This is a genomic window from Sphingobacterium sp. 40-24 (assembly GCF_001899705.1).
Classification (GTDB): domain Bacteria; phylum Bacteroidota; class Bacteroidia; order Sphingobacteriales; family Sphingobacteriaceae; genus Sphingobacterium; species Sphingobacterium multivorum.
In genome coordinates this window covers 301,353-322,552 of the sequence record NZ_MKWH01000055.1, presented here as the reverse complement: position 1 = coordinate 322,552, position 21,200 = coordinate 301,353, and the positions used below count along the sequence as shown (strand labels likewise).

At 38.9% G+C, this 21,200-nt stretch carries 21 protein-coding genes; 12 read left to right on the top strand and 9 right to left on the bottom strand.

Annotated elements, in window-relative coordinates:
* The first annotated feature begins 17 nt into the window (after positions 1-17).
* Together BGP15_RS20775 and hemL are read left to right on the top strand one after the other, a co-directional pair.
* Positions 18-410, top strand: coding sequence for a hypothetical protein (locus BGP15_RS20775; protein ID WP_286770660.1), 393 nt, complete (start codon positions 18-20; stop codon positions 408-410).
* An 87-nt stretch (positions 411-497) separates the two neighbouring features.
* Positions 498-1,808, top strand: coding sequence for a glutamate-1-semialdehyde 2,1-aminomutase (hemL, locus tag BGP15_RS20770; RefSeq protein ID WP_286770659.1), 1,311 nt, complete (start codon positions 498-500; stop codon positions 1,806-1,808).
* A gap of 91 nt (positions 1,809-1,899) precedes the next feature.
* On the opposite strand, the gene BGP15_RS20765 is transcribed toward hemL, so the two are convergent.
* From BGP15_RS20765 to BGP15_RS20750, 4 genes are read right to left on the bottom strand one after another with little or no spacing between them, the layout of a single operon-like run.
* Positions 1,900-2,445, bottom strand: a complete 546-nt coding sequence (locus BGP15_RS20765) for a DUF4252 domain-containing protein (RefSeq protein WP_083295802.1) — start codon at positions 2,443-2,445, stop codon at positions 1,900-1,902.
* A gap of 6 nt (positions 2,446-2,451) precedes the next feature.
* The gene (locus tag BGP15_RS20760; protein WP_046674926.1) at positions 2,452-2,973 is read right to left on the bottom strand and encodes a DUF4252 domain-containing protein; all 522 of its coding nucleotides are present in this window, start codon (positions 2,971-2,973) and stop codon (positions 2,452-2,454) included.
* Positions 2,974-2,979: 6 nt separating this feature from the next.
* On the bottom strand, positions 2,980-3,669 hold the full coding sequence (locus BGP15_RS20755; RefSeq protein ID WP_286710086.1) for a hypothetical protein: 690 nt from the start codon (positions 3,667-3,669) through the stop codon (positions 2,980-2,982).
* Between the two features lie 41 nt (positions 3,670-3,710).
* Positions 3,711-4,226: a GFO_1088 family ECF-type sigma factor gene (locus BGP15_RS20750; protein ID WP_286710087.1), complete on the bottom strand. Its 516-nt coding sequence runs from the start codon at positions 4,224-4,226 to the stop codon at positions 3,711-3,713.
* A 273-nt stretch (positions 4,227-4,499) separates the two neighbouring features.
* Here BGP15_RS20750 and BGP15_RS20745 point away from each other — a divergent pair, with 273 nt between their 5' ends.
* Positions 4,500-5,336: a hypothetical protein gene (locus BGP15_RS20745; protein ID WP_286710088.1), complete on the top strand. Its 837-nt coding sequence runs from the start codon at positions 4,500-4,502 to the stop codon at positions 5,334-5,336.
* A gap of 105 nt (positions 5,337-5,441) precedes the next feature.
* Here BGP15_RS20745 and BGP15_RS20740 read toward each other — a convergent pair whose 3' ends face one another.
* Entirely contained in the window at positions 5,442-6,734 is a 1,293-nt protein-coding gene (locus tag BGP15_RS20740; RefSeq protein ID WP_286770658.1) for a DUF3472 domain-containing protein, read from the bottom strand.
* A 428-nt stretch (positions 6,735-7,162) separates the two neighbouring features.
* Between BGP15_RS20740 and BGP15_RS20735 the strand changes: the two genes are divergently transcribed.
* The 4 genes from BGP15_RS20735 to BGP15_RS20720 all read left to right on the top strand — a co-directional run bounded on the left by BGP15_RS20735 (position 7,163) and on the right by BGP15_RS20720 (position 10,564).
* Positions 7,163-8,317, top strand: coding sequence for a sensor histidine kinase (locus BGP15_RS20735; RefSeq protein WP_286770657.1), 1,155 nt, complete (start codon positions 7,163-7,165; stop codon positions 8,315-8,317).
* Positions 8,318-8,379: 62 nt separating this feature from the next.
* The gene (locus tag BGP15_RS20730; RefSeq protein ID WP_286770656.1) at positions 8,380-9,069 is read left to right on the top strand and encodes a LytR/AlgR family response regulator transcription factor; all 690 of its coding nucleotides are present in this window, start codon (positions 8,380-8,382) and stop codon (positions 9,067-9,069) included.
* Positions 9,070-9,144: 75 nt separating this feature from the next.
* Positions 9,145-9,867 carry a dioxygenase family protein gene (locus tag BGP15_RS20725; RefSeq protein WP_286770655.1) on the top strand — a complete coding sequence of 241 codons (723 nt, stop codon included), beginning with the start codon at positions 9,145-9,147 and terminating at the stop codon, positions 9,865-9,867.
* A 10-nt stretch (positions 9,868-9,877) separates the two neighbouring features.
* Positions 9,878-10,564 carry a hypothetical protein gene (locus BGP15_RS20720; protein ID WP_286770654.1) on the top strand — a complete coding sequence of 229 codons (687 nt, stop codon included), beginning with the start codon at positions 9,878-9,880 and terminating at the stop codon, positions 10,562-10,564.
* A 274-nt stretch (positions 10,565-10,838) separates the two neighbouring features.
* On the opposite strand, the gene argC is transcribed toward BGP15_RS20720, so the two are convergent.
* The 3 genes from argC to BGP15_RS20705 all read right to left on the bottom strand — a co-directional run bounded on the left by argC (position 10,839) and on the right by BGP15_RS20705 (position 14,017).
* The gene (argC, locus tag BGP15_RS20715) at positions 10,839-11,852 is read right to left on the bottom strand and encodes an N-acetyl-gamma-glutamyl-phosphate reductase (RefSeq protein WP_139144907.1); all 1,014 of its coding nucleotides are present in this window, start codon (positions 11,850-11,852) and stop codon (positions 10,839-10,841) included.
* A gap of 102 nt (positions 11,853-11,954) precedes the next feature.
* Positions 11,955-13,139, bottom strand: a complete 1,185-nt coding sequence (gene argG, locus BGP15_RS20710; RefSeq protein WP_286770653.1) for an argininosuccinate synthase — start codon at positions 13,137-13,139, stop codon at positions 11,955-11,957.
* Between the two features lie 161 nt (positions 13,140-13,300).
* Entirely contained in the window at positions 13,301-14,017 is a 717-nt protein-coding gene (locus BGP15_RS20705; protein WP_070561978.1) for a GNAT family N-acetyltransferase, read from the bottom strand.
* Between the two features lie 575 nt (positions 14,018-14,592).
* On the opposite strand from BGP15_RS20705, the gene BGP15_RS20700 reads away from it, so the two are divergent.
* Complete coding sequence (locus BGP15_RS20700; RefSeq protein WP_046674987.1) at positions 14,593-14,856, top strand: hypothetical protein; 264 nt, start codon at positions 14,593-14,595, stop codon at positions 14,854-14,856.
* 43 nt (positions 14,857-14,899) lie between these two features.
* Here BGP15_RS20700 and BGP15_RS20695 read toward each other — a convergent pair whose 3' ends face one another.
* A complete protein-coding gene (locus tag BGP15_RS20695; RefSeq protein WP_286770652.1) occupies positions 14,900-16,942 on the bottom strand; it encodes a S9 family peptidase in 2,043 nt (680 codons plus the stop codon).
* Between the two features lie 368 nt (positions 16,943-17,310).
* Here BGP15_RS20695 and BGP15_RS20690 point away from each other — a divergent pair, with 368 nt between their 5' ends.
* The 4 genes from BGP15_RS20690 (at position 17,311) to recA (ending at position 21,146) form a co-directional block, all read left to right on the top strand.
* Positions 17,311-18,936: a S8 family serine peptidase gene (locus tag BGP15_RS20690; protein WP_286754825.1), complete on the top strand. Its 1,626-nt coding sequence runs from the start codon at positions 17,311-17,313 to the stop codon at positions 18,934-18,936.
* A gap of 80 nt (positions 18,937-19,016) precedes the next feature.
* Positions 19,017-19,208 carry a hypothetical protein gene (locus BGP15_RS20685; RefSeq protein WP_139144906.1) on the top strand — a complete coding sequence of 64 codons (192 nt, stop codon included), beginning with the start codon at positions 19,017-19,019 and terminating at the stop codon, positions 19,206-19,208.
* A 167-nt stretch (positions 19,209-19,375) separates the two neighbouring features.
* Positions 19,376-20,053 (top strand): endonuclease III, encoded by a 678-nt coding sequence (gene nth, locus BGP15_RS20680; protein ID WP_070562044.1) that lies wholly within the window; start codon positions 19,376-19,378, stop codon positions 20,051-20,053.
* A gap of 67 nt (positions 20,054-20,120) precedes the next feature.
* Complete coding sequence (gene recA / locus BGP15_RS20675; RefSeq protein WP_070561972.1) at positions 20,121-21,146, top strand: recombinase RecA; 1,026 nt, start codon at positions 20,121-20,123, stop codon at positions 21,144-21,146.
* Positions 21,147-21,200 lie beyond the last annotated feature (54 nt).

Here is a 21,200-nt window from a genome sequence, read left to right as displayed (position 1 = left end):
TTATAATGCGCCTTATTATGTTAAAAAGTATCATAATCAGCAGTTTCCTTTTATCGGCTCCCTCCATACATGAAACTACCTTTTACTTCTTTTTGGAAGGCAATTGGATTGCGGACAACGCTAAGCTGAAATCAATCACATTTAATAAGAATGGTGACGCCTTATTTACCTTTTCAAATTCAAACCCTCAGGGTCCCCAGACCTCAATTCATCAGAAAGTAGATAGCATTGCTATATTAAATCGCAGAAAATTTAGTGGCTACTTTTTTAGTCCAAATCTTTTTGGAAAATATAGTGATAACAAGACGGCTTTTGAGATTGAAATTAAGTCAGCAAATGAGATTATCCTGTTTGTCAATAAACAGGAAATAAAATTGCTAAAAAAAGAAGCTGTTACTCAATTTAAATAGCTAATATCAGGCTATTATGGATTCCTTACGTTTCTATGAGACTTATCTTCTTAAAAAAAGATAACTTCGCATTCAAATACATAGACTATGCAAGCACCTGATATTTCAAGAGCAAAATCTGCTGAGCTATTTGAAAAAGCAAAACAATATTTCCCTGGAGGCGTAAACTCTCCTGTTAGGGCTTTCAAATCCGTATATGGTACCCCATTATTTATTGAGCGTGGCGATAAAGCACACCTGTGGGATGCGGACGGAAATGAATTCATCGACTTTTGTTGTTCATGGGGCCCCTTAATTTTAGGGCACAATAATGATCAAGTTCGTGAAGCTGTAGCGGCACAACTCGGGAAAGGCTTAAGTTTTGGCGCTCCTACTGCTTTGGAGAACCAACTGGCTGAGTTGATTATCGAAAACAATAGGTTTATTGAGAAAATTCGCTTTGTCAGTTCCGGAACTGAGGCCGTAATGTCTGCAATCCGTTTGGCTAGAGGCTACACGAAACGTGATAAGATCATCAAATTTGATGGCTGTTATCATGGCCACTCCGATTCTCTTTTGGTTAAAGCGGGTTCTGGTTTGGTCACTTTTGGTGAGACATCATCGGCTGGTGTACCTAAAGCATTTGCAGACGAAACCATTGTTATCGAATTAAACGATAAGCGAGCTTTAGAAGCTGCTTTTGCAGAATTTAAAGATCAGATTGCCGCAGTTATCATTGAGGGTATACCTGCAAACAATGGCTTATTGTTGCAATCTAAGGAATATGTTCACTTCTTACGTAATATCACCAAAGAACATGGTGCAATGTTGATTATGGATGAAGTGATCACGGGATTCCGTATTGGTTTTGAAGGTGCTTCGGCTTACTATGACGTACAACCAGATATTATTACCTACGGCAAAATTATTGGTGGCGGAATGCCTGTTGGTGCCTATGGAGCCTCAAAAGAATTGATGGCCTGTATATCTCCTGATGGTGCAGTTTACCAAGCCGGAACTTTATCCGGAAATCCAGTTGCTATGGCTGCCGGCATTGCCGCATTAGATATCTTGGCACAAAAGGATTTCTACACAAATTTAAATGCCAAAACAGAAGCTTTCGTCAATGATATGCGTACTTATATTGCGGAGAAAGGATATAAAGTTCAACTTTTCCATGTGGCTTCTATTTTTTGGTTTGCCTTCACAGAACAGCACGAAATTAAAAAAGCGAGTGAAATCGATCCTAAATCGATGGAATCTTATAAAATTATGCACCGCGAATTGTTAAATCGTGGCGTATATTTTGGTCCTTCAGGCTATGAAGTAGGCTTTGTTTCTGATGCACATACAGCAGCGGATCTTGACCAGGCAAAAAAACATATTTTCGATGCTTTAGACATTGTCTTTAGTGCATAAAATCAAACTACTATAAAAAAGCCCTCCAGTATATTACTAGAGGGCTTTTTTTATAGGTTAGTGGAAGTATAGGCTCGAATCAACGTGCTTATTAGAGTTTGTTTGCCAGCTTCTTATCTTTAGATTTCATCTTATTTAGTCCGGCAATAAGTTCATCCAATGAAAACTTACCTTTGATATCCATAAAAACACTTTCATCTTCGTTATCATGAACGAGTAGAGAAACCCGCTGAATAACATTATTCTTATCAATACGCGCATTCAGCGAAATCTCCTGTCCATCCGTGTTAATAACCAGTAATTCCTCAAATTTGTTCTTCTTCAAAAACTTATGGTAATCGTCCAAAATCCGTGCATTCTTCGTTTTGTCATTATTTGAAAGTGTCAGCATTCTGAACTTCTTTAATTTCTTTACAATTTCAGCCATTGCACGAGACTCTTCATCATTATCGTCCTTTAAGGCTTTTTTCATAAAGGGTTTTGTTAACCACATCGGTAAATTAATGGCAACAATCTCAGCGTCGTCCGATACATTAGACCGGCTGACGAAATCCATATTGGAGGCTTTTTTTATCATGCATGACTGCATGGAGAAAAGAACGCCAACTAGGCACAACAAGGTTAGTAATCTTTTCATAATCTTCTACTTTTTGTTGTTATCACCTTTATTCTTACTCACTTTATTGTTCCCTTCGTTGACCAAGCTAGTCACGTCTTTCAACGGTATAGCCCCGTCAAGGATCATAAATAGATTTTGCCCATCTCCGTTGATCGTTAGTAACAGATTGTTTAAGATGTCGGCATTTGCAGACATATTTTCGACCATGAACCGGATATCCTGACCTTCATTATTGAGCGACATGAGTTCTTCATACTTTAAATTTGAAACTGCCCCTTGAATAATACCTGTTAAGGCTTTATCCTCCCCATCTTCAACAATCAGCATCCGCAACGATTTAACATTCTTAAGTAGTGGTGTAATTGTCTGCATATCCTCATCGTCTATTTTCAAATTACCCAATAGCTTGAACATCGGCGCCCCGATTTTGAGTGTTGTCACACCTTTCTTTCCTTGATATTGTTCAAAAAGTTTATCCAATTTTGAAATTTGTGCATTTGCCATACTTGCTACAAGTAGAAGGCAAGCTATTAAAAAACCTTTCATTTTATTTTAGTTAATCGTTATTGACATTTGTTTTATATTCATTGCTTTATCTACACCATTTTCCAGATTATTTGCCAGTAAGCCTAAAGATTTTAGGGTCAGTTCAACAGCTTCCTGTTCGTTCGCGACAGGTTTCCCATTCAAAACAACATAATCTGCCTGATAGGGTTCACTTTCGACTGATTGCAGACTTTCAGCAACTATTTTCTTCTTTTCAGTCCATGCCTTCGCTCGTTTTTTAACTTTAGAATGTTTGAGCGTTTCTGCGATCTGTAACGTCTTACCGCTTTCCACCGAAGGGGTCCCATCATTAGCATTGGAAACTACCGTTTCTTCATTTTGTTGTTCGATCAGCTTCTTGTCCGCGGATTTTAGCTCTTTCATTTCCTTTTCGGCAAGTACAGGTACTCGCGTTGTTGGTTCCTGATTTAGGAATAGTGCAATTCCAATAGCCATTAACAACATGGCTGCTGCTGCATATTTTATCCAGCTATTATTCCACCAGATAATACGTTTCTTATCATCATTGATCTCACTTTGGAAGTCCTCAAAGGACCAATCCATTGTCCTATTCTTTTCCTGATTCAATGATTGAAAAAAAGCATCATCCGAGCTTTTCAATGCTCTTTCTTCCTCTAATGACGACTGGCCATTAAAGTACTTCTCTTCCAATTCTTTTAATTTCTTATCTTTCATCACTGTTCATCTTATTTTCAAAGACGATGAAACAATCGGGTTTATTTCTTATCAGAATAAATCCTCATGGTTTCATAATCGAATAATTTTGTCAATTGTTCTTTTACCTTCTGTCTAGCACGCATCAGATTAACTCTTACCGCAGACTCGCCCATCTCCAATACTTCACCGATTTCATCGATGTCATAATCCTCAACATCGCGCAGATGCATAACAAGCCGTTGTTTTTCGGGAAGGGAATTGATCATTTCAAGGATAATTTCTTTCGTATTCCCAACAGTATGTTCCGTCATGGTAACAACCTGATGCTGCTCAACAAAGTCTGCCCTGACCTTATCTTTTTTTAGACGATTGAGCGCTTCATTTTTAACACTCTGCATGCAGAAGGCTTCCATATTTTTATATTGAAGCAGCTGATCTTTTAATTGCCACAACCGCATCATCACATTTTGTACCGCATCAAAAGCCTCATCATCATCAACCAAGATCCGTTTCGCAAAGCGAAATAGCTTATCCTTATGGATGAAAACGGTATTTTTAAATTGCTCTTGGTTCATGTTATCGTCAATATTGAGACTTACGCTATTTTAATCTTCTAATCGGCTTTTGCCCCATCTCCGTATCACCTGTGCCTTTTATATTATCAAGACATTTCAGCTTATCGATTTATTACATCTAATATGACTATTTTTTTAAAAATATTTAATTCACTGTGTATTAAACTTCAATGAGTAGCCCAAACGGCCTATTTTTAACCTTATTACAAACAAAATAGGAACATAGACTGTTACTTAAGATGCTGAATGATTAAAAAATTAAACAAAAAAATTATGAAGTATTACAGAATTATCGGTATTACTGCTGCAGTAGCGCTCATGGTAGGCGCTATCGGGTGTAACAACTCATCTACGAAAAGTACAGGTGGAGCTGACTCAAGCAGCAGTATGGACACAAATACTGCACAGAAAATGGACTCAATCACCGTTAGTCCTATTGCAGACTCGAAAGAATTTCCTGGAGCTGATCTGCAGATCGCCTCGATCACTGCAGAAAAGGTAGGAACAGACTCCGCAAAAGTAACTGTAAAATATGCGATTAAGAATTTCAAATTAACGGAGATGACCGATGATGCCCATGCTGCCCATATGGCAAATTCGCATGATGGGCAACATATTCATTTTATTTTAGACAATAAACCTTACACGGCTCTCTACAAGCCCGAGAACTCTGTAACAGTACCGTTAAATTCGGAACATTACCTGCTCTCATTTTTATCAAGATCCTATCATGAATCCATAAAAACCACTGAAGCTTCTAAATTGGTAAAATTTAAGATTGATGCAACGGGTAAATTGACGACGGATGCAACACCAAAGGAATCATCACTTTTCTATTCTCGACCTAAAGGTGAGTATAAAGGAGATGAAACAAAAAATCTCCTGTTAGATTTTTACGTAATCAATACCAAACTTGCTCCAGATGGCAACAAGGTAATTGCAGATATCAATGGCCAGACATTTACATTGGACAAATGGGGCCCATATGAGATAAAAGGCCTGCCAATGGGCAACAATAAAGTAAAATTGACTCTAGTAGATAAGGATGGTAATGCTGTTACCGGAGATAATGTTTCGGTAGAACGTGATATCAAACTGTCTGAAAAATAAATCCAGAGCTGTACAAAACAAAAAAGAGTCGCATTTCAATGCGACTCTTTTTTGTTTAGGATAAACTTTGAGCAACAATAAGGCATCGTCTTTATTCCTTTTTGATTAAGGTAGTTTGTCAAAATCAATTTCTGGTGCATTATTTTTATTCCGGAATTCAAACTTACTTCCTGGCTTAACAACGTCACTAAAGAAACCACCATTTCTAAGAAAGTATCCGTTTTTGTTGATGCCGCCGATTGCATCAATGCGCTGATTTGCACGATAGGTATTATCCACACTGAAAGAAGCCGCTTGTACAGCTTTCCATTGCCCATCATAGACCCATTGATTGCCAAACTCAACCTTTCTACCCAGGTAGCCTTGATTCGGACTAAAGTTCTCCAAGAAACTATGGAATCGTTTCAGGTAGGTGTTTGTCTGCGGACGTTTGAAGCTTGCGATCACATTCCATGCATTCTCTTCAGGTACAAAAAACCAGGCGGTATAGTCGGTATTTCCTCTTCCATCGGGCACACCTTTCAAGAGAAACTTATAGGTTATACCTGCTTTCCAAAAGTACTTGCGGTAACTCTGCCCGCCTGACCCTTCATTTCCAAACTCGCCCGAATGCACATCCTTTCCTTTTTTTAGTAGATGGATTTTTTGCTCATCTGGAATACTTTTCGGATCATCTGTATGGAATGGACTCCATACGGAAAATAAGATACGTCGCTCGGTTTCTGAATTAACCTGTATACCAAAGTAGCCTTCGCCAAAACCATTCGCCATAAAATAGGAACCAACTTTATCTTCGCCTTGAGGGACGGTAACTTCATTATAATAGTAACTCACGTTGCCCTCCGTAGGAACGGTATAATTAAGATGACAGGAAGGTCCTCTTCGGGACCAGTAGTAATAGTCGGGGTTATCAGAATAGATAAGTCCTTCTGACGCGGCTTCACCGCTAACAAGTAGTTCTGTCACGTTAGCAAAATTACTGCCCGATTTACTGACTCCTTTTAGGTCGACCCGAACATAACCGGGAGCCTTTATTTCAATGGACAGCGGAGCTGTTTCGGCAAGTTCATTTCCTTCAACATCTACAACGGCTTTTTTCCCTAGTGCGTCAATTTCTATTTTAGATTTCCCAGCATCATTTTTCGCTTTCAGCTTTAATGTCAATTTCCCTGCTTTCTGAGCCCGAAAATAAACCGATGCCACTTCCTGATTGCTTGACCATTTTACGAGGCCATTACGACCGGAAATTTCCGCATCACCGGCTTGCCCTGCGGTGATGAAAGCGTTCCCGGCTAGAGGAACGGCATACGTCTTCCCTGCTGTCTGTGCGATACCGCTTATCGAAAGACAGGATAAAGCTCCCAGAAAGAGATACTGGATAAAGTGTTTTCTTTTCATACTTTATTTTTTTTATCAATTTATATATCAACCTTAAGCTAGTTATACTACCTGCGGTTATTCATATTCGTCATAAACTCGAGATGCTATTACATTCTAATACTTCGCGAAACCGACTACTTTATTAGTTCCGAAATTCAATTTATCAGCTACCTTTATGCTGCACTTTACTATTGAATAAAGATGGTATCGGTTTGTGAAACTGGATTATTTGATGAAGATAAGGCTTAGATTTACAGAAAAAGAAAGGAAATGTATATCAATCGATTGTGTAAAAAAACGGCAATAATTGACCATCACTCCTTTCCCATTAAATGATCTATTATAAAATGAGATGTATATTTTAACATTTTAAAAATACGATCTAATCTTTTTGTGTATTTTTAGGATCAGAGTCCCCTTTTATAAAAGCTAAAATAGCAAGCTCCATGGACAAATCTGCTTATAGCACATCAAAACGTATCTTAGGACAAAAACAAATCTCCATATTGATCCATGGACTCGCCTGGCTTATTTTCTTATCCTTTCCAGTACTATTTTTTAACAACGGTCAATTGGAAATTAAGGAAATACTTTTTGCACCGGCATTTTGGATTTTCACAGGCTGTTTTTTAATCCTATTTTATGTCAATGCCTATGTACTGATTCCATACAGCATAAAGCATCGAAAATTTATCAGTTACGGAATCTCCATTATTTTGACAGGTTTGTTACTAGCTTGCTATCTTCAGCCCTTTGACCGGCTGATGCGTATTGGACGTCAACAATTACCGACCCCTGGGGACAGAGAATTTTCACCTAGGCATCATCCTGATTTTCCACCGCCACCATCTGCTAGGCATTTCCCATACCGAGGTCCAGGGCAATCCCCGGGACAACGGCCACAACCTATCGATATCGCTTCTGTGTATATTTTCCTGTTAACTATTAGCCTTGCCGCGCTCTATAGAATCGTAACCTATTGGATGGAAACGCAGCAAAAAATGCAATTGGTCGAACAAGACCGTATGAAGGCCGAACTTTCCTTTTTAAAAGCGCAAGTCCACCCCCACTTCTTGTTTAATACCTTAAATAATATTTACGCATTGGCACTGACCAATGATGATGCCGTCGCAAGTAGTATTCATCGTCTTTCGCAATTAATGCGTTATTACATGGACGAACGGCACAGTGATACGATTGACATCAAGATCGAAATCCAGGCTATACAAGATTTTATCAATCTCCAAAAGCTACGCATTGGCCCGAATTGTTCGATCAGTGAACACTATACGGGGCTCGAACACCCTAAAACGATACACGCATTTGTGCTGCTTCCTTTTGTTGAAAATGCGTTCAAATATGGATTAAGCACCATAGAGCCCTGCCAATTAAGTTTTGAGGTCATTCTAACGCCAACATCCTGCACATTAAATGTAAAGAATAGCATTGCTACACAGTCAACCGAACAACACCGCTCAGGAACAGGCCTTAAAAATGTTCAACGTCTATTGGAACATTTTTATGCCGACAGGCACCGCCTGACGATCCAACAGGAGGATCATTCTTTTTTTGTTCAGCTTATCCTCTATATTTCTCCATAAATTGTTTTTATATTAGGCTATACGATTATGTATACATAAAGCAGTCTATCTTAATTTAATCGATGTTAACTTGCATAGCTCTTGACGATGAACCATTGGCTCTTCGTGTTATTTCTACGTTCACAGGAAAGCATCCCGCTATACAGCTTGCTGGAACCTTCAATAACCCCCATGAAGCGAAGTTGTATCTCGCCAATAACAGTGTTGATTTGATTTTTTTGGATATTGATATGCTCGAAATCAACGGTATTGATTTTGCAAAAAACTTAAATCCAAGACCCTTATTGATTTTCACTACGGCACATAAAGAATATGCGATAGATGGATTTGAACTTGATTCAGTAGACTATCTTCTCAAACCATTTGACTTCACTCGTTTTGAACGGGCTATCGATAAGGCAATGACACGTTCAGCTTCACAGAGCCATCGCCCTTTCTTAATCGTTAATGTGGAATATCAACGCATCAAAATCTACCTTGATGAAATTGAGTGTTTGGAAAGCATGCAAGATTATATCAAAATTCATCTTATACAAGGAAAAACAATATTGACTTTGTCGACGATGAAAGCCATGTTGGATCGTTTACCGCCAAATCAGTTTATCCGCATTCATCGCAGTTTTGTTATCGCGGTCAAACACATCATTACGTTTTCACAACGTAAAATACAATTACCCAACTTCACATTGAAAGTCGGCGATGGGTACTATAATGAAGTGATCAAATGTTTACGTGATTCGTCGATGCAATAAGCCTCTTTATCGACACTTAACATTATTTTACATCTCCGTCCACTACCTTGCTTCCATTCATAAAAAAGAAGAGATATGGAACGCAAAAATTTTATAAAGACCTTATCATTGCTGGCATTTACAGGTCCAATGGTCTGGGCAGCCTGCAAGAAAGACGATACCGCATCAACCACGGATGAGGGCACTGACGTCAATGTCGATTCAAGCTGTAGTGTAACACCATCTGAAACCGAGGGGCCCTTTCCGACAAAAACACCTTCAAGTTATGTCCGCTCAGATATACGCAAAGGTGATGGTATTGGGGCTAATATGCTCGGTTTAATTACTATTGTCAATACAAATAATAACTGTGCGGCGCTAGAAGGTGCCTTAGTGGATATATGGCATTGTGATGTGGAAGGTAATTACTCGCAATATGGTGGAACACAAATGCAATCCAGCAACTATCAGTCTGTCAATTGGTATCGTGGTAGACAAGTTACCAATGCCAATGGACTTGTTTCTTTCCAAACCATCTTTCCGGGCTGGTATCAAGGCCGAGCAACACATATTCACGTCCATGTATATGATGCTACCGGTAAATCGCTATTAGTGACACAAATCGCTTTTCAAGATAGCCTATGTCTTGAAGTCAATAATACAGGTTCATCTTATGGTTACAAAAAAGGTGTTTCAGGTTATACCTATAATGCCAATGACAACGTATTCAGCGACGGTGTTACCAAGGAAGTGTCTACGGTCACAGGATCCTTATCTGAAGGTTTCCAAATGAAAATGACAATTCATGTTAATGCTTAACAACCTGATCATGCAGGATATTAGAATCTATATCGCGGAACAGCGTGGGGAAACATCAATCGGAACACATGTAGTCAGAAGCACACTCAATTATGGTTCTTTTGCTTCTCCTCACCGGGAGTCTATTGGTCGACTTCAACAGGTCAATAACTGGGAAGTTGCGCCTCAAGGCACTTTGGATCTCCCGACCAATAAAGGTACGGTCTCGCTTTTGATTCCTTTGATTGGGGATCTACTTGTAACAATGAATGGCCAAACCTACACGGTACCCGTTGGGACAATCTTAATATGCAATCCTGGAAATAGTACGGCAATTCATATAAGAGCAACGTCCGAAACTGAAGGCCCAGTGACCTTTCAAGAATTTGGACTTAATTCGACAATACACACTCCTACACTACCTCATATCGTGGATCTTCCATTTACATCTTCATTTGAGAAAAACAAGATGTATCCTGTAGGCACCGATTTAGCTACTGATTTTCAGTTCTACTTCGGTGCATTTGCTGGAAAACATGATTTTGAATTACAAACTGGCCCAGACCACAAAAACGTATTTGCATTTACGTTAGATGGTAATTTTGAAATTGAAGAACGCATCCTTTATCCATTTGATGGTCTTTATCTACCATATTCAAACAATTTGGACATCGAATGTTTATCAGCAACTGGCCTTTTGGTAGTTTTGAGTTTCTAAAAATAATATCCATCATCAAAGTCCAACCTATCAATTCACTCTGATTCAATAGGCTGTCGACATAAGAGTCCGTTTTTTAGAAAAACGACATGTCATTGTTCATAACTGGATAATGTACGTTTCGAAAGACCTATTCATAAAAAAAAGTGAAGGGGCTACCCTTCACTTTTCCACACGATATTAATAAAATGTTGAAAACCTTATTTCGCTTTCAGGACGCCCCCCCAAGTTATTCACAACTTGTTAATATTGCTGTTTAATATCCTAAAAAGGGTTAAAAACCAACGCTTTTCAAGTTTAATCCTGTACGCTCGTCTAAACCGAACATTAAGTTCATATTTTGTACAGCTTGACCGGATGCTCCTTTAAGCAAATTATCAGTCGCATTTAAAATAAGGAGCTTATTTCCGTGCTTTTCGAGGTGGATAATACTTTTATTTGTATTGACAACCTGCTTAAGGTCGATATTTTTTTTGCTGATATGCGTAAAAGGGTGAGCGGCATAATAGCTCTCATACAATGCGTAGGCCTGCTCTTCAGACAAATCGGTGTCTACATAAATAGCCGAGAAAATTCCCCGGGCAAAATCTCCACGTTGTGGGACAAAATTAATTTTTGCTGCAGCACGTTCCAACAACGATCCTGCTGACACCGGTAAAAATCCCGCTTGCAGCTGATCCAAAGACTCTGAAATTTCCTGTAAATGCTGGTGTTCAAAAGATTTGTAAGCAGAAAGATTATTGTTACGCCAGGAAAAATGCGTGGTTGCACCCGGTTTTTGCCCCGCTCCTGTTGATCCAGTCGTTGCATTAACATGGATTTGATCCGGTAATAAACCTTTACTCGCTAATGGCAATAAAGCCAATTGTATGTTTGTAGCAAAGCATCCTGGGTTTGCAATATACTGCGCTGTTTTGATTGCTTCTTTGTTTAGTTCTGGAAGCCCATACACAAATTGGTGCCCTTGGAAAGCTGTATTCGCACGAAGACGATAATCTTGTGAAAGATCAATAATCTTAACGGATGCATCGATCGGATTTGCATCTAAAAATTTGCGTGCATCTCCATGGCCCACACATAAAAACAAGACATCAATCGCGGAGTGATAGTCGGAAGAGAAGGTCAATTCAGTATCGCCAAATAAATCATTGTGAACTTCATATAACTTATTTCCTGCATTGGAAGCACTATTAGCAAATACGATTTCCACCTCAGGATGATAAATCAATACACGTAATAATTCACCACCAGTATATCCTGCCGAACCAATTATTCCTACTCTTATCATTTTTTTGAATTTAGAATTTAGGGATGTGTTGTCCCCCATTATGCCCTGTATTTTTTCTTATCAATTTTACGTTAAGAAAAAATACAGGGCACAAAACACGGTTTATTTTTTATTCACTTTGTGCCAAATGATGGTTTGATTTCCAAAAATTTTGGAGAAACCTTTTACATCGTCACCTGTATAGCCCTTATTCATCTCACCATAGCTACCGAATTTATTGGACATCAAATCGTGTTCAGACTCGACACCAATGACGACAAAACGGTATGGGTGAAGTTCAACAATCACTCGGCCAGTCACTGTTTCTTGTGAAGATTGCAAGAATGCTTCAATATCACGCATAACGGGATCGTGCATTTGGCCTTCGTGCATATAATTTCCATAGAAAGCAGCGATTTGGTCTTTCCAAGACAATTGCCATTTGGTCAAGGTATGTTTTTCTAAGGCATGGTGTGCCTTAATTAAAATGACAGAAGCAGCAGCTTCAAAACCCACACGACCTTTGATACCAATGATGGTATCACCCACGTGGATATCACGGCCAATACCGTATGGTTGAGCGATTGCCTGTAATTCTTGAATCACTTTAACAGAAGCCATTTTCTCACCATTTAAGGCCACAGGCTCTCCTTTTTCAAAATCGATTGTAATTTGTTGCGGCTCTGAAGAAGTCACTGGAGTTGGCCATGCCGATTCAGGCAAATATTGGTTGGATGTCAATGTTTCTGCTCCACCAACAGAAGTACCCCAAAGTCCTTTATTGATGGAGTATTTTGCTTTTTCAGCAGAATACTCTACACCATGCTTATTCAAATACGCAATTTCGGCTTCACGCGACAATTGCAGATCACGGATTGGGGTGATAATTTCCACTCCTGGAATCAGGGTCTGGAAAATCATATCGAAACGTACTTGGTCGTTTCCTGCACCTGTAGATCCATGAGCAACACATTCAGCACCAATTTTCTTTGCGTAGTTTGCAATTGCGGTTGCTTGGCATACACGCTCAGCAGATACTGACAATGGATAAGTCGCATTTTTTAACACATTGCCAAAAATCAAAAATTTAATAGTTTCGCGGTAATAGTCTGCCGTTTCGTCTATAGCTGTATGTGATTTCACACCTAAAGCATAAGCACGTTCTTCAATATTTTTTAATTCTTCATCCGAAAAACCACCTGTATTTACAACTACGGAATGAACTTCTAAACCTAAATCTTGTGTAAGATAAATACAACAGAATGAAGTATCTAATCCGCCACTAAATGCTAAAACTACTTTTTTCATTAGAATGTTATTTTATGAGTGTTTGTTTTCAACGGCTGACTTAAGCTCGTTTCACTCGGTTTTTTATTATTATGTTGAGAGAACCTTGAACTGATCTTGTTATTATGAACGTCTTCAGTTACCTGTTACATCTATTTTCAATATAATCGCTCAGCTTTAGCTTAATATCCTTTTGCGACTTTGTTATGCTTCGGAAAATTGACGGCAATAAATTTATTGGCCGATTTCCAAAACTTCGCCTGTATACGCTTTAGCAGAGACTGTTTTTGTGTAATTCTTTCCAAGCGTTCTTTCGCTTCATGCTTGCGCTGGATCTTCTCTCGCAATTCACGTTCTTTCTCTTCGGGGTCCCAAAGCATGGCTGTACACATACAGTTTTTACGGTCTTTGCTCATCAGAATTTCATAATTCACGCAACTTTGACAACCCTTCCAAAATTCATCATCAGAGGTCAATTCGGAATATGGAACCGGTTCATAGCCTAGTTCTGAGTTGATTTTCATCACGGCAAACCCGGTTGTCAAACCAAAGATCTTCGCTTTAGGGTATTTCTCACGGGAAAGTTCGAAGACTCTTTTTTTGATCGCTTTTGCCAAACCGACTTTTCTGAATTCGGGATTGACAATCAGACCTGAGTTCGCAACATAATCACCATGCCCCCAAGTTTCTATATAACAAAAACCTGCCCATCGGCCATCTCTATGTAAAGCAATCACTGCTTTACCTTCATTCATCTTGTTGGCAACGTATTCTGGTTTACGACGCGCAATACCAGTACCACGAGCCTTTGCAGACTCGAACATTTCGTCGCAAATAACCTCTGCATAATGTGCATGCTCAGGTTTAGCCGGGATAATTAAAAAATCTGATATAGTCATTGACTTACGACCCTAATAATAAAACAACAACTACTGTCGTGTTTTGTTACTAAATAAATTAAAATAATGGATTCAAAACCATCGGACAATCATGGTCTTGCTTGGAAAGATTCACTACCTCAAATCAAGCCCGAGGTAGTATAGGTCGTCGGAGGCGTAAAACAGGTATTTCTACAAAAATGAAAGCACAGAAGACCTTCCTCATAAACTTCTCAAAAGCTTGAGTATAAGAATAATCGTTCTTTTTGTTCTGTTTCATTTTTTAATGCGCTGTCAATTGTTTCTGACGATGCAAATGTATAAAAATATTTTTTTCTTTTCCACAATATTCTAATTGATTTTTTGCAAAAATCAAAAATTTACAATCTACCATCAAAACCGCGTTGTAAGCTTCATTTTCAAGCAATTAATCCGCAATAAGCTGGCAATAGACCGCGCACATTAGCGATATTAATTTGACAACAAAACGTATAAAGGTTTAAGGCTTTATCAATTGAAATTGTTGTTTTTCCTATCGGTTCGTTATTTTTAGTCAAAAACAATACTTTTGTAGGGATCATTTAATGGAGAATAGTATGTCACCGAGTTTAATTTTCTATCTTATTTTTGCTGTCCCTTACATTATCTTTATGTATTGGCTCGTCAAACAGGACAAACATAAATATGCCTGGGGAATAGCAATCATTACTATTGTTGCCCTATTAGCGATTTACGTATCGCAGAAAGCCAGTAAAGTGGCCATGGACAATTATCAACAGCATCAGATCGACTCGAGAGAGATCGAGCGGGAAGAGCGTTTACAAAAACAACAGGATAGCATTAATCATGCTCAACAATAAAAAAGCGGCGAATGCCGCTTTTTTATTGTTCGTTTGTATAATTTCAAATAAGACCTTCTAATTTAAAGAGAAAAGCATATTCCAATGCAATTTCCTTTAAGTAGTCAAATCGACCAGATGCCCCACCGTGGCCATAATCCATATCTGTCTTTAAAAGTAAAACCGTATCTCCGGTTTTAGTTGCCCTAAGTTTAGCCACCCATTTTGCTGGTTCAAAATACTGCACCTGACTGTCGTGAAGCCCAGTTGTGACCAATAAATTGGGGTATTCTTTTGCTTCAATGTTTTCATATGGAGAATAGGCCTTCATATAACTATAAGCTTCCTTTTCATTGGGATTGCCCCATTCATCATATTCATTTGTAGTCAACGGTATAGTATCGTCCAACATGGTATTCACAACATCCACAAACGGTACCTGAGCTATTATGCCATGATATAGCTCGGGCGCAATATTAGCGACTACGCCCATCAGCAAACCTCCTGCACTTCCCCCCTGTGCATAAAGATGTTCGGGTGTACAATAATGTCGATCAATCAGGTATTTACCACAATCCACAAAATCATAAAAGGTATTCATCTTATGCATCATTTTCCCATCTTCATACCACTGCCGCCCCATTTCCTCTCCACCTCTGATATGTGCCAAAGCGTAGATAAATCCACGATCCAACAAACTCAGTCGATTGCTCGAAAAAGTGGGGTCCATCGATGCCCCGTAAGATCCATAGGCATATTGCAACAATGGAGCTGAACCATCAAGTTTGGTTCCTTTTTTATAAACAATAGAGATCGGCACCTGAATACCATCTCTTGCCGTTGCAAAAACACGCTCGCTGATATATGCAGCTTGGTCATATCCACCCAAAATCTCCTGTTGCTTTAACAATACTTTCTCCTGCTTAGCCATGTCATATTCATAGACTGAGCTTGGTGTCACTAAAGAAGTATAGCCATATCGCAACTTATCGCTGTTGTATTCAACATTAATAGCCGGATATACCGTGTAGGTAACTTCTCCAAAATCCAAATAGTGCTGTTGCTGACTATTTAAATTATAAATTGCCAATTGAGTCAATCCGTTTTTTCGTTCAGCAATAGCTAGAAAACCCTTAAACTCTTCAATATCGCTGACCAATACATCCGGTCGATGATCGATGAATGTCTGCCAGTTACCGCGCTCTGTACGATCTAAGGGACATTGCATGATTTGAAAATTGATGGCCTCATCATTGGTCAGAATTAAAAAGCGATCGTCCAATGCAATGACCGAATAGAGAACATTGTGTATCCTTGGCTGAAAAACGCGAAATTCCGACTGCGGTAAATCAGCATTCAATATCCAAATTTCTGAAGACAATGTCCCTTCAGAATTGATGATGATATATTTTCCATTTTTGGATTTCCCGACAGCAATATAATTTGTATTATCTTTCTCTTCATACACGGCCACATCCGCTTTTGTATCGCTGCCCAATGTATGTCGCATAATCCTCTCGCTAAGTAAAGTCACAGAGTTTTTAGCCGTATAAAACAACGTCAGGTTATCATTTCCCCATATCGCTGCCCCCTCTGTATTCTTTATCTGGTCGGGATAAATTTCTCCGGTCTCAATATTTTTGATAAATATGGTATATTCCCTCCGGGATACGGTATCCACACTAAAGGCAAGCAAACGATTATCCGGACTAACCGAAAATCCCTTTGCCGTATAATATGCATGCCCTTGGGCAAGCTGATCTACATCCAATAGCACTTCTTCTTCGCCCTCAAGCGTACCCTTTTTCCGACAGAATTTAAAATACTGTTTCCCCTCTTCCGTACGGCTATAATAGTAGTAGCCATTTTTGAAATAAGGTACCGACTCGTCTTTTTCCTTAATACGGGACTTCAATTCGTGAAAAAGATCCTCCTGTAGGTCTACTGTATCCTGAAGCATCAAACCGGTGTAATCGTTTTCCTTTTCCAGATAGTCAATAACTTCTTGAGCTTTTTCTCCTTTTTTAAAGTAATCAATCATCCAATAATAATCATCTCGCACAGCATCATCATGTATGTTTCTTACATGAGGGTAAACTGCTGCCATTGGGGCCATTACATTAGGCCAAACTATTTTTTTATTTTGTTGCATTCCCTTTCTTATTCGCTATTTAATATAAACGCTTTCTCATTCTGCCGTCCGGACCATCCCATAAAACAGGAGCCTCCTAGAAAGATTTGAATTTAAGATATTTCGTCAACAGTTTAATAAGAGATATGGATTATAAATACTTTTAATAAAAATTAACAGTTCAGAAGAAGCATTAGCATTATCTTTGCTATTCTGCTATAGTTAGGAATAAATGAGCAGGCACGCTCTTGAAAAAAAATTAAAACACACAGGAGAGAATAACCAGGTGGAATGCGTTCATGGCAATCATTGAAAGCAGACACTTCATTAAGAATTATTTACATATGAATTTAAAAAAATCACTATATCTAATTGCTTTAGGCTCATTGCCACTTATCTCTTTCGGACAATCGGATACCATTCCAGCAAATTGGTTTAATTTGGACTATAAAACGGATGGGGTGATGGGAATCAGTACCGAAAAAACGTATAAAACTTTATTGAAAGGGAGAAAATCCACTCCAGTCATCGTTGGCGTATTGGATGGAGGTGTGGATGTTTATCACGAGGACCTCAAAGATGTCGTGTGGATCAATGTGAAGGATAGTCTTGCAAATGGTATAGATAATGATGGCAATGGCTATATCAATGATAAATATGGCTGGAACTTTATTGGAAACGCCAATGGAGAAGATGTTCAGTTTGACAACCTTGAACTGACAAGACAGCTTAGGATACTGGACGAAAAGTTTGCAAACATCACAGCGGCAACAGAACTCAATGAAGCTGGTCGAAAAGCTTTCGCTAGTTATCAAAAAATGCTTGCCAAATATAAAAACAAGCTAGAAGAAGCTAAAATGGGTCAATTTTCGTACGATGCGCTCAAACGCAACATAGACGCTGTGGTACGTGAAATAGGTAAAAAGCCCGAGGATATCACACAGGAGGACATAGACAATTTCAAAGCGACCACAAATACGCAACGCATCGCACTGGGCTATGCAAAGGATGAAATCCACAACGGCGGCTTTGCCAAATTTTTTGATGATATCACCGAAGGTGCAAAATATTTCAACAATCAAGTTGATTATCATTTAAACAAAGCATACGATTCTCGACCTATTGTTGGCGATAATTATGAAGATGCTTCAGAGCGCCATTATGGCAACGCGGACGTAAAGGGACCAGATGCATTACATGGCAGCCATGTCGCAGGAATTATCGGTGCAAAACGCAATAATAATATCGGTATCAATGGAGTAGCGGATAACGTTAAAATACTCACGGTTAGACTCGTCCCTGATGGTGATGAGCGTGACAAAGACGTCGCAAATGCTATTCGCTACGCTGCAGACAACGGAGCCAAAGTACTGAACATGAGCTTTGGGAAAAGTTATGCCCATAATAAGCAGGCCGTAGACGATGCCATCAGATATGCTGAATCCAAAGATGTATTGATGGTTCATGCCGCAGGAAATGACAGTGAAGATAACGATATAGAACCTAATTTTCCAATGAAGTATTATACGGATGGAAAAGGTGATACCACCGGAGTTGCCAATGCATGGATCACCGTAGGCGCAACCGGTCTTCATTTGGACAATGAACTATTAGCCGATTTTTCCAATTATGGCAAAAAAACGGTCGACGTTTTTGCTCCTGGCGTCCACATCAACTCAACGGTACCAGATTCCAAGTATAAAGAAGAACAGGGCACGAGTATGGCTGCGCCCGTTGTCGCTGGTCTGGCGGCAATGATTCGATCTTATTATCCCAATTTGAGCGCGGTGGAAACCAAACAGATTATTATGGAATCGGTGGAAAAGCCGAACCAACTGGTACAGATAAAGGTTGGTGAAGATGCCACCAAAACGGTTCGATTAGCGGACATCTCGGTCACCGGAGGAATCGTCAATGCTTATAACGCCATTATAAAAGCAGAAGAATATACCAACAAAAAGAAAAAATAAATATTTTCTCGTTTTTTATACCAAAACTATCTTTTGTCCGTTTAATTATTTAACTTACAGAGACAAAACAACAGATGCTTATGGTAGAAAACTTTACCCAATCAGAAAACGAAGTTCAAAATTTGCTAACCCAAAACGAGAAGGTAATGACAGACGAGGACATAGAAAATGAATTGAAACTTCAATTACCAAAAATGTTGCTTCATCCAAGCAAAAGAAGTGTAGAGAATATCCTGGCATATTCGAAACAACTGGAAAAAAGAAAGGCCTAATCTGGGAGATTAGGCCTTATTTTTTAACCTTAATATCGTCTTGATTTATCTATGATCCAAAACAGTTGAGACTTCCCTTCCGTTTTGCACATTAAAATCAGAGTATTCACCATGTAGTAGGTTTCAAAATTTCTTTTTTGATGGAAATTTTGGCTAGTTTTGAACCGATGTTAAAACAAGAACGATACAAGGCTTTCGTAGATTATTTCTCCAAAAATAGTCCTGACGCACAGACAGAACTCAACTATAGTAATCCGTTTGAATTACTGGTCGCTGTTATTTTATCTGCACAGTGTACAGATAAAAGGATCAACCAAGTCACGCCCAAATTGTTTGAACGCTACCCTGATGCACACAGTTTGGCAGCTTCTAGTGTAGACGAGGTGTTTAGCTATATACGATCCGTAAGCTATCCAAATAACAAGGCCAAACACCTTGTTGGAATGGCTCAACTACTGATTGAAAAGTTCAACAACATTGTACCCGAAAAAATTGAGGATCTTGTGAAACTTCCGGGTGTAGGTCGAAAAACTGCTAATGTCATTTCATCTGTTGTTTATCATAATCCGGCTATGGCCGTAGATACCCATGTTTTTCGTGTTGCAAATCGTCTTGGGCTAACCTATCGTGCGACAACGCCATTGGCTGTAGAAAAACAGTTGGTAAAAAATCTACCCAAAGATACAATTGCCATTGCTCATCATTGGCTGATCTTACACGGACGTTACATATGTCTGGCCCGAAAACCAATGTGTGAGAAATGCCCTATTACTTATATGTGCAAATACTTTGAAAAAAATCACCATATAAAAAGTGTTTCAGCTATATCAGAAACAAAAAGCTAATTTTTTTAGTGAAAATATTTGGTTTATGATTTTTAATTTTTAATTTTGAGAAATATATACTAAAAATATGAGCAACACAGATAAACTAAAGGCTTTACAGCTGACGTTAGATAAATTGGAGAAGAACTTTGGAAAAGGTTCAATTATGAAGTTAGGGGATACTGCTGTTGAGCCGATCGAAGCTATTTCTACAGGATCTCTAGGCTTGGATATCGCCTTAGGCATTGGCGGTGTACCAAAAGGCCGTATCATTGAAATATACGGACCTGAATCTTCGGGTAAAACTACCTTAGCAACTCACATTGTTGCAGAGGCACAAAAAAAAGGCGGTATTGCAGCAATCATTGATGCTGAACATGCTTTTGATAAATATTACGCTCAAAAATTAGGCGTAGATGTAGAAAATTTATTGATTTCTCAACCGGATAATGGTGAGCAAGGTTTAGAAATTGCTGATAACCTAATCCGTTCTGGTGCAATCGACGTTATTGTCATTGACTCCGTTGCGGCTTTGGTACCAAAAGGCGAGATCGAAGGCGAAATGGGCGATTCTAAAATGGGGCTTCAAGCTCGTTTGATGTCTCAGGCTTTACGTAAGTTAACAGGTACAATTTCAAAAACAAACTGTTGTTGTATTTTCATCAACCAATTGCGTGAAAAAATTGGTGTCATGTTTGGTAACCCAGAAACAACAACTGGTGGTAATGCCTTAAAATTTTACGCTTCTGTACGTTTAGATATCCGTCGTACATCACAAATCAAAGATTCTGATGAAGTATCGGGTAACCGCGTAAAAGTGAAGATTGTAAAAAATAAAGTAGCCCCTCCGTTCCGCATAGCGGAATTTGATATCATCTTTGGTGAAGGTATCTCTAAAGTAGGTGAAATCATTGATCTAGGTGTTGAATATGGTATTATTAAAAAAGCAGGCTCCTGGTTTAGCTATGGTGAGACCAAATTAGGACAAGGTCGAGACGCTGTTAAAGCCTTATTATTCGACAATCCAGATTTAATGGACGAACTTGAAGCTAAAATCCGCGCTGAAGTGACAGGAGAAGATCCAATGCTTAACACCGAGGAAAACGAAGACTAGTTCCTGTAAAAATTAGTATAATGTAGGTAGCCATCCTGTTTAGGATGGCTATTT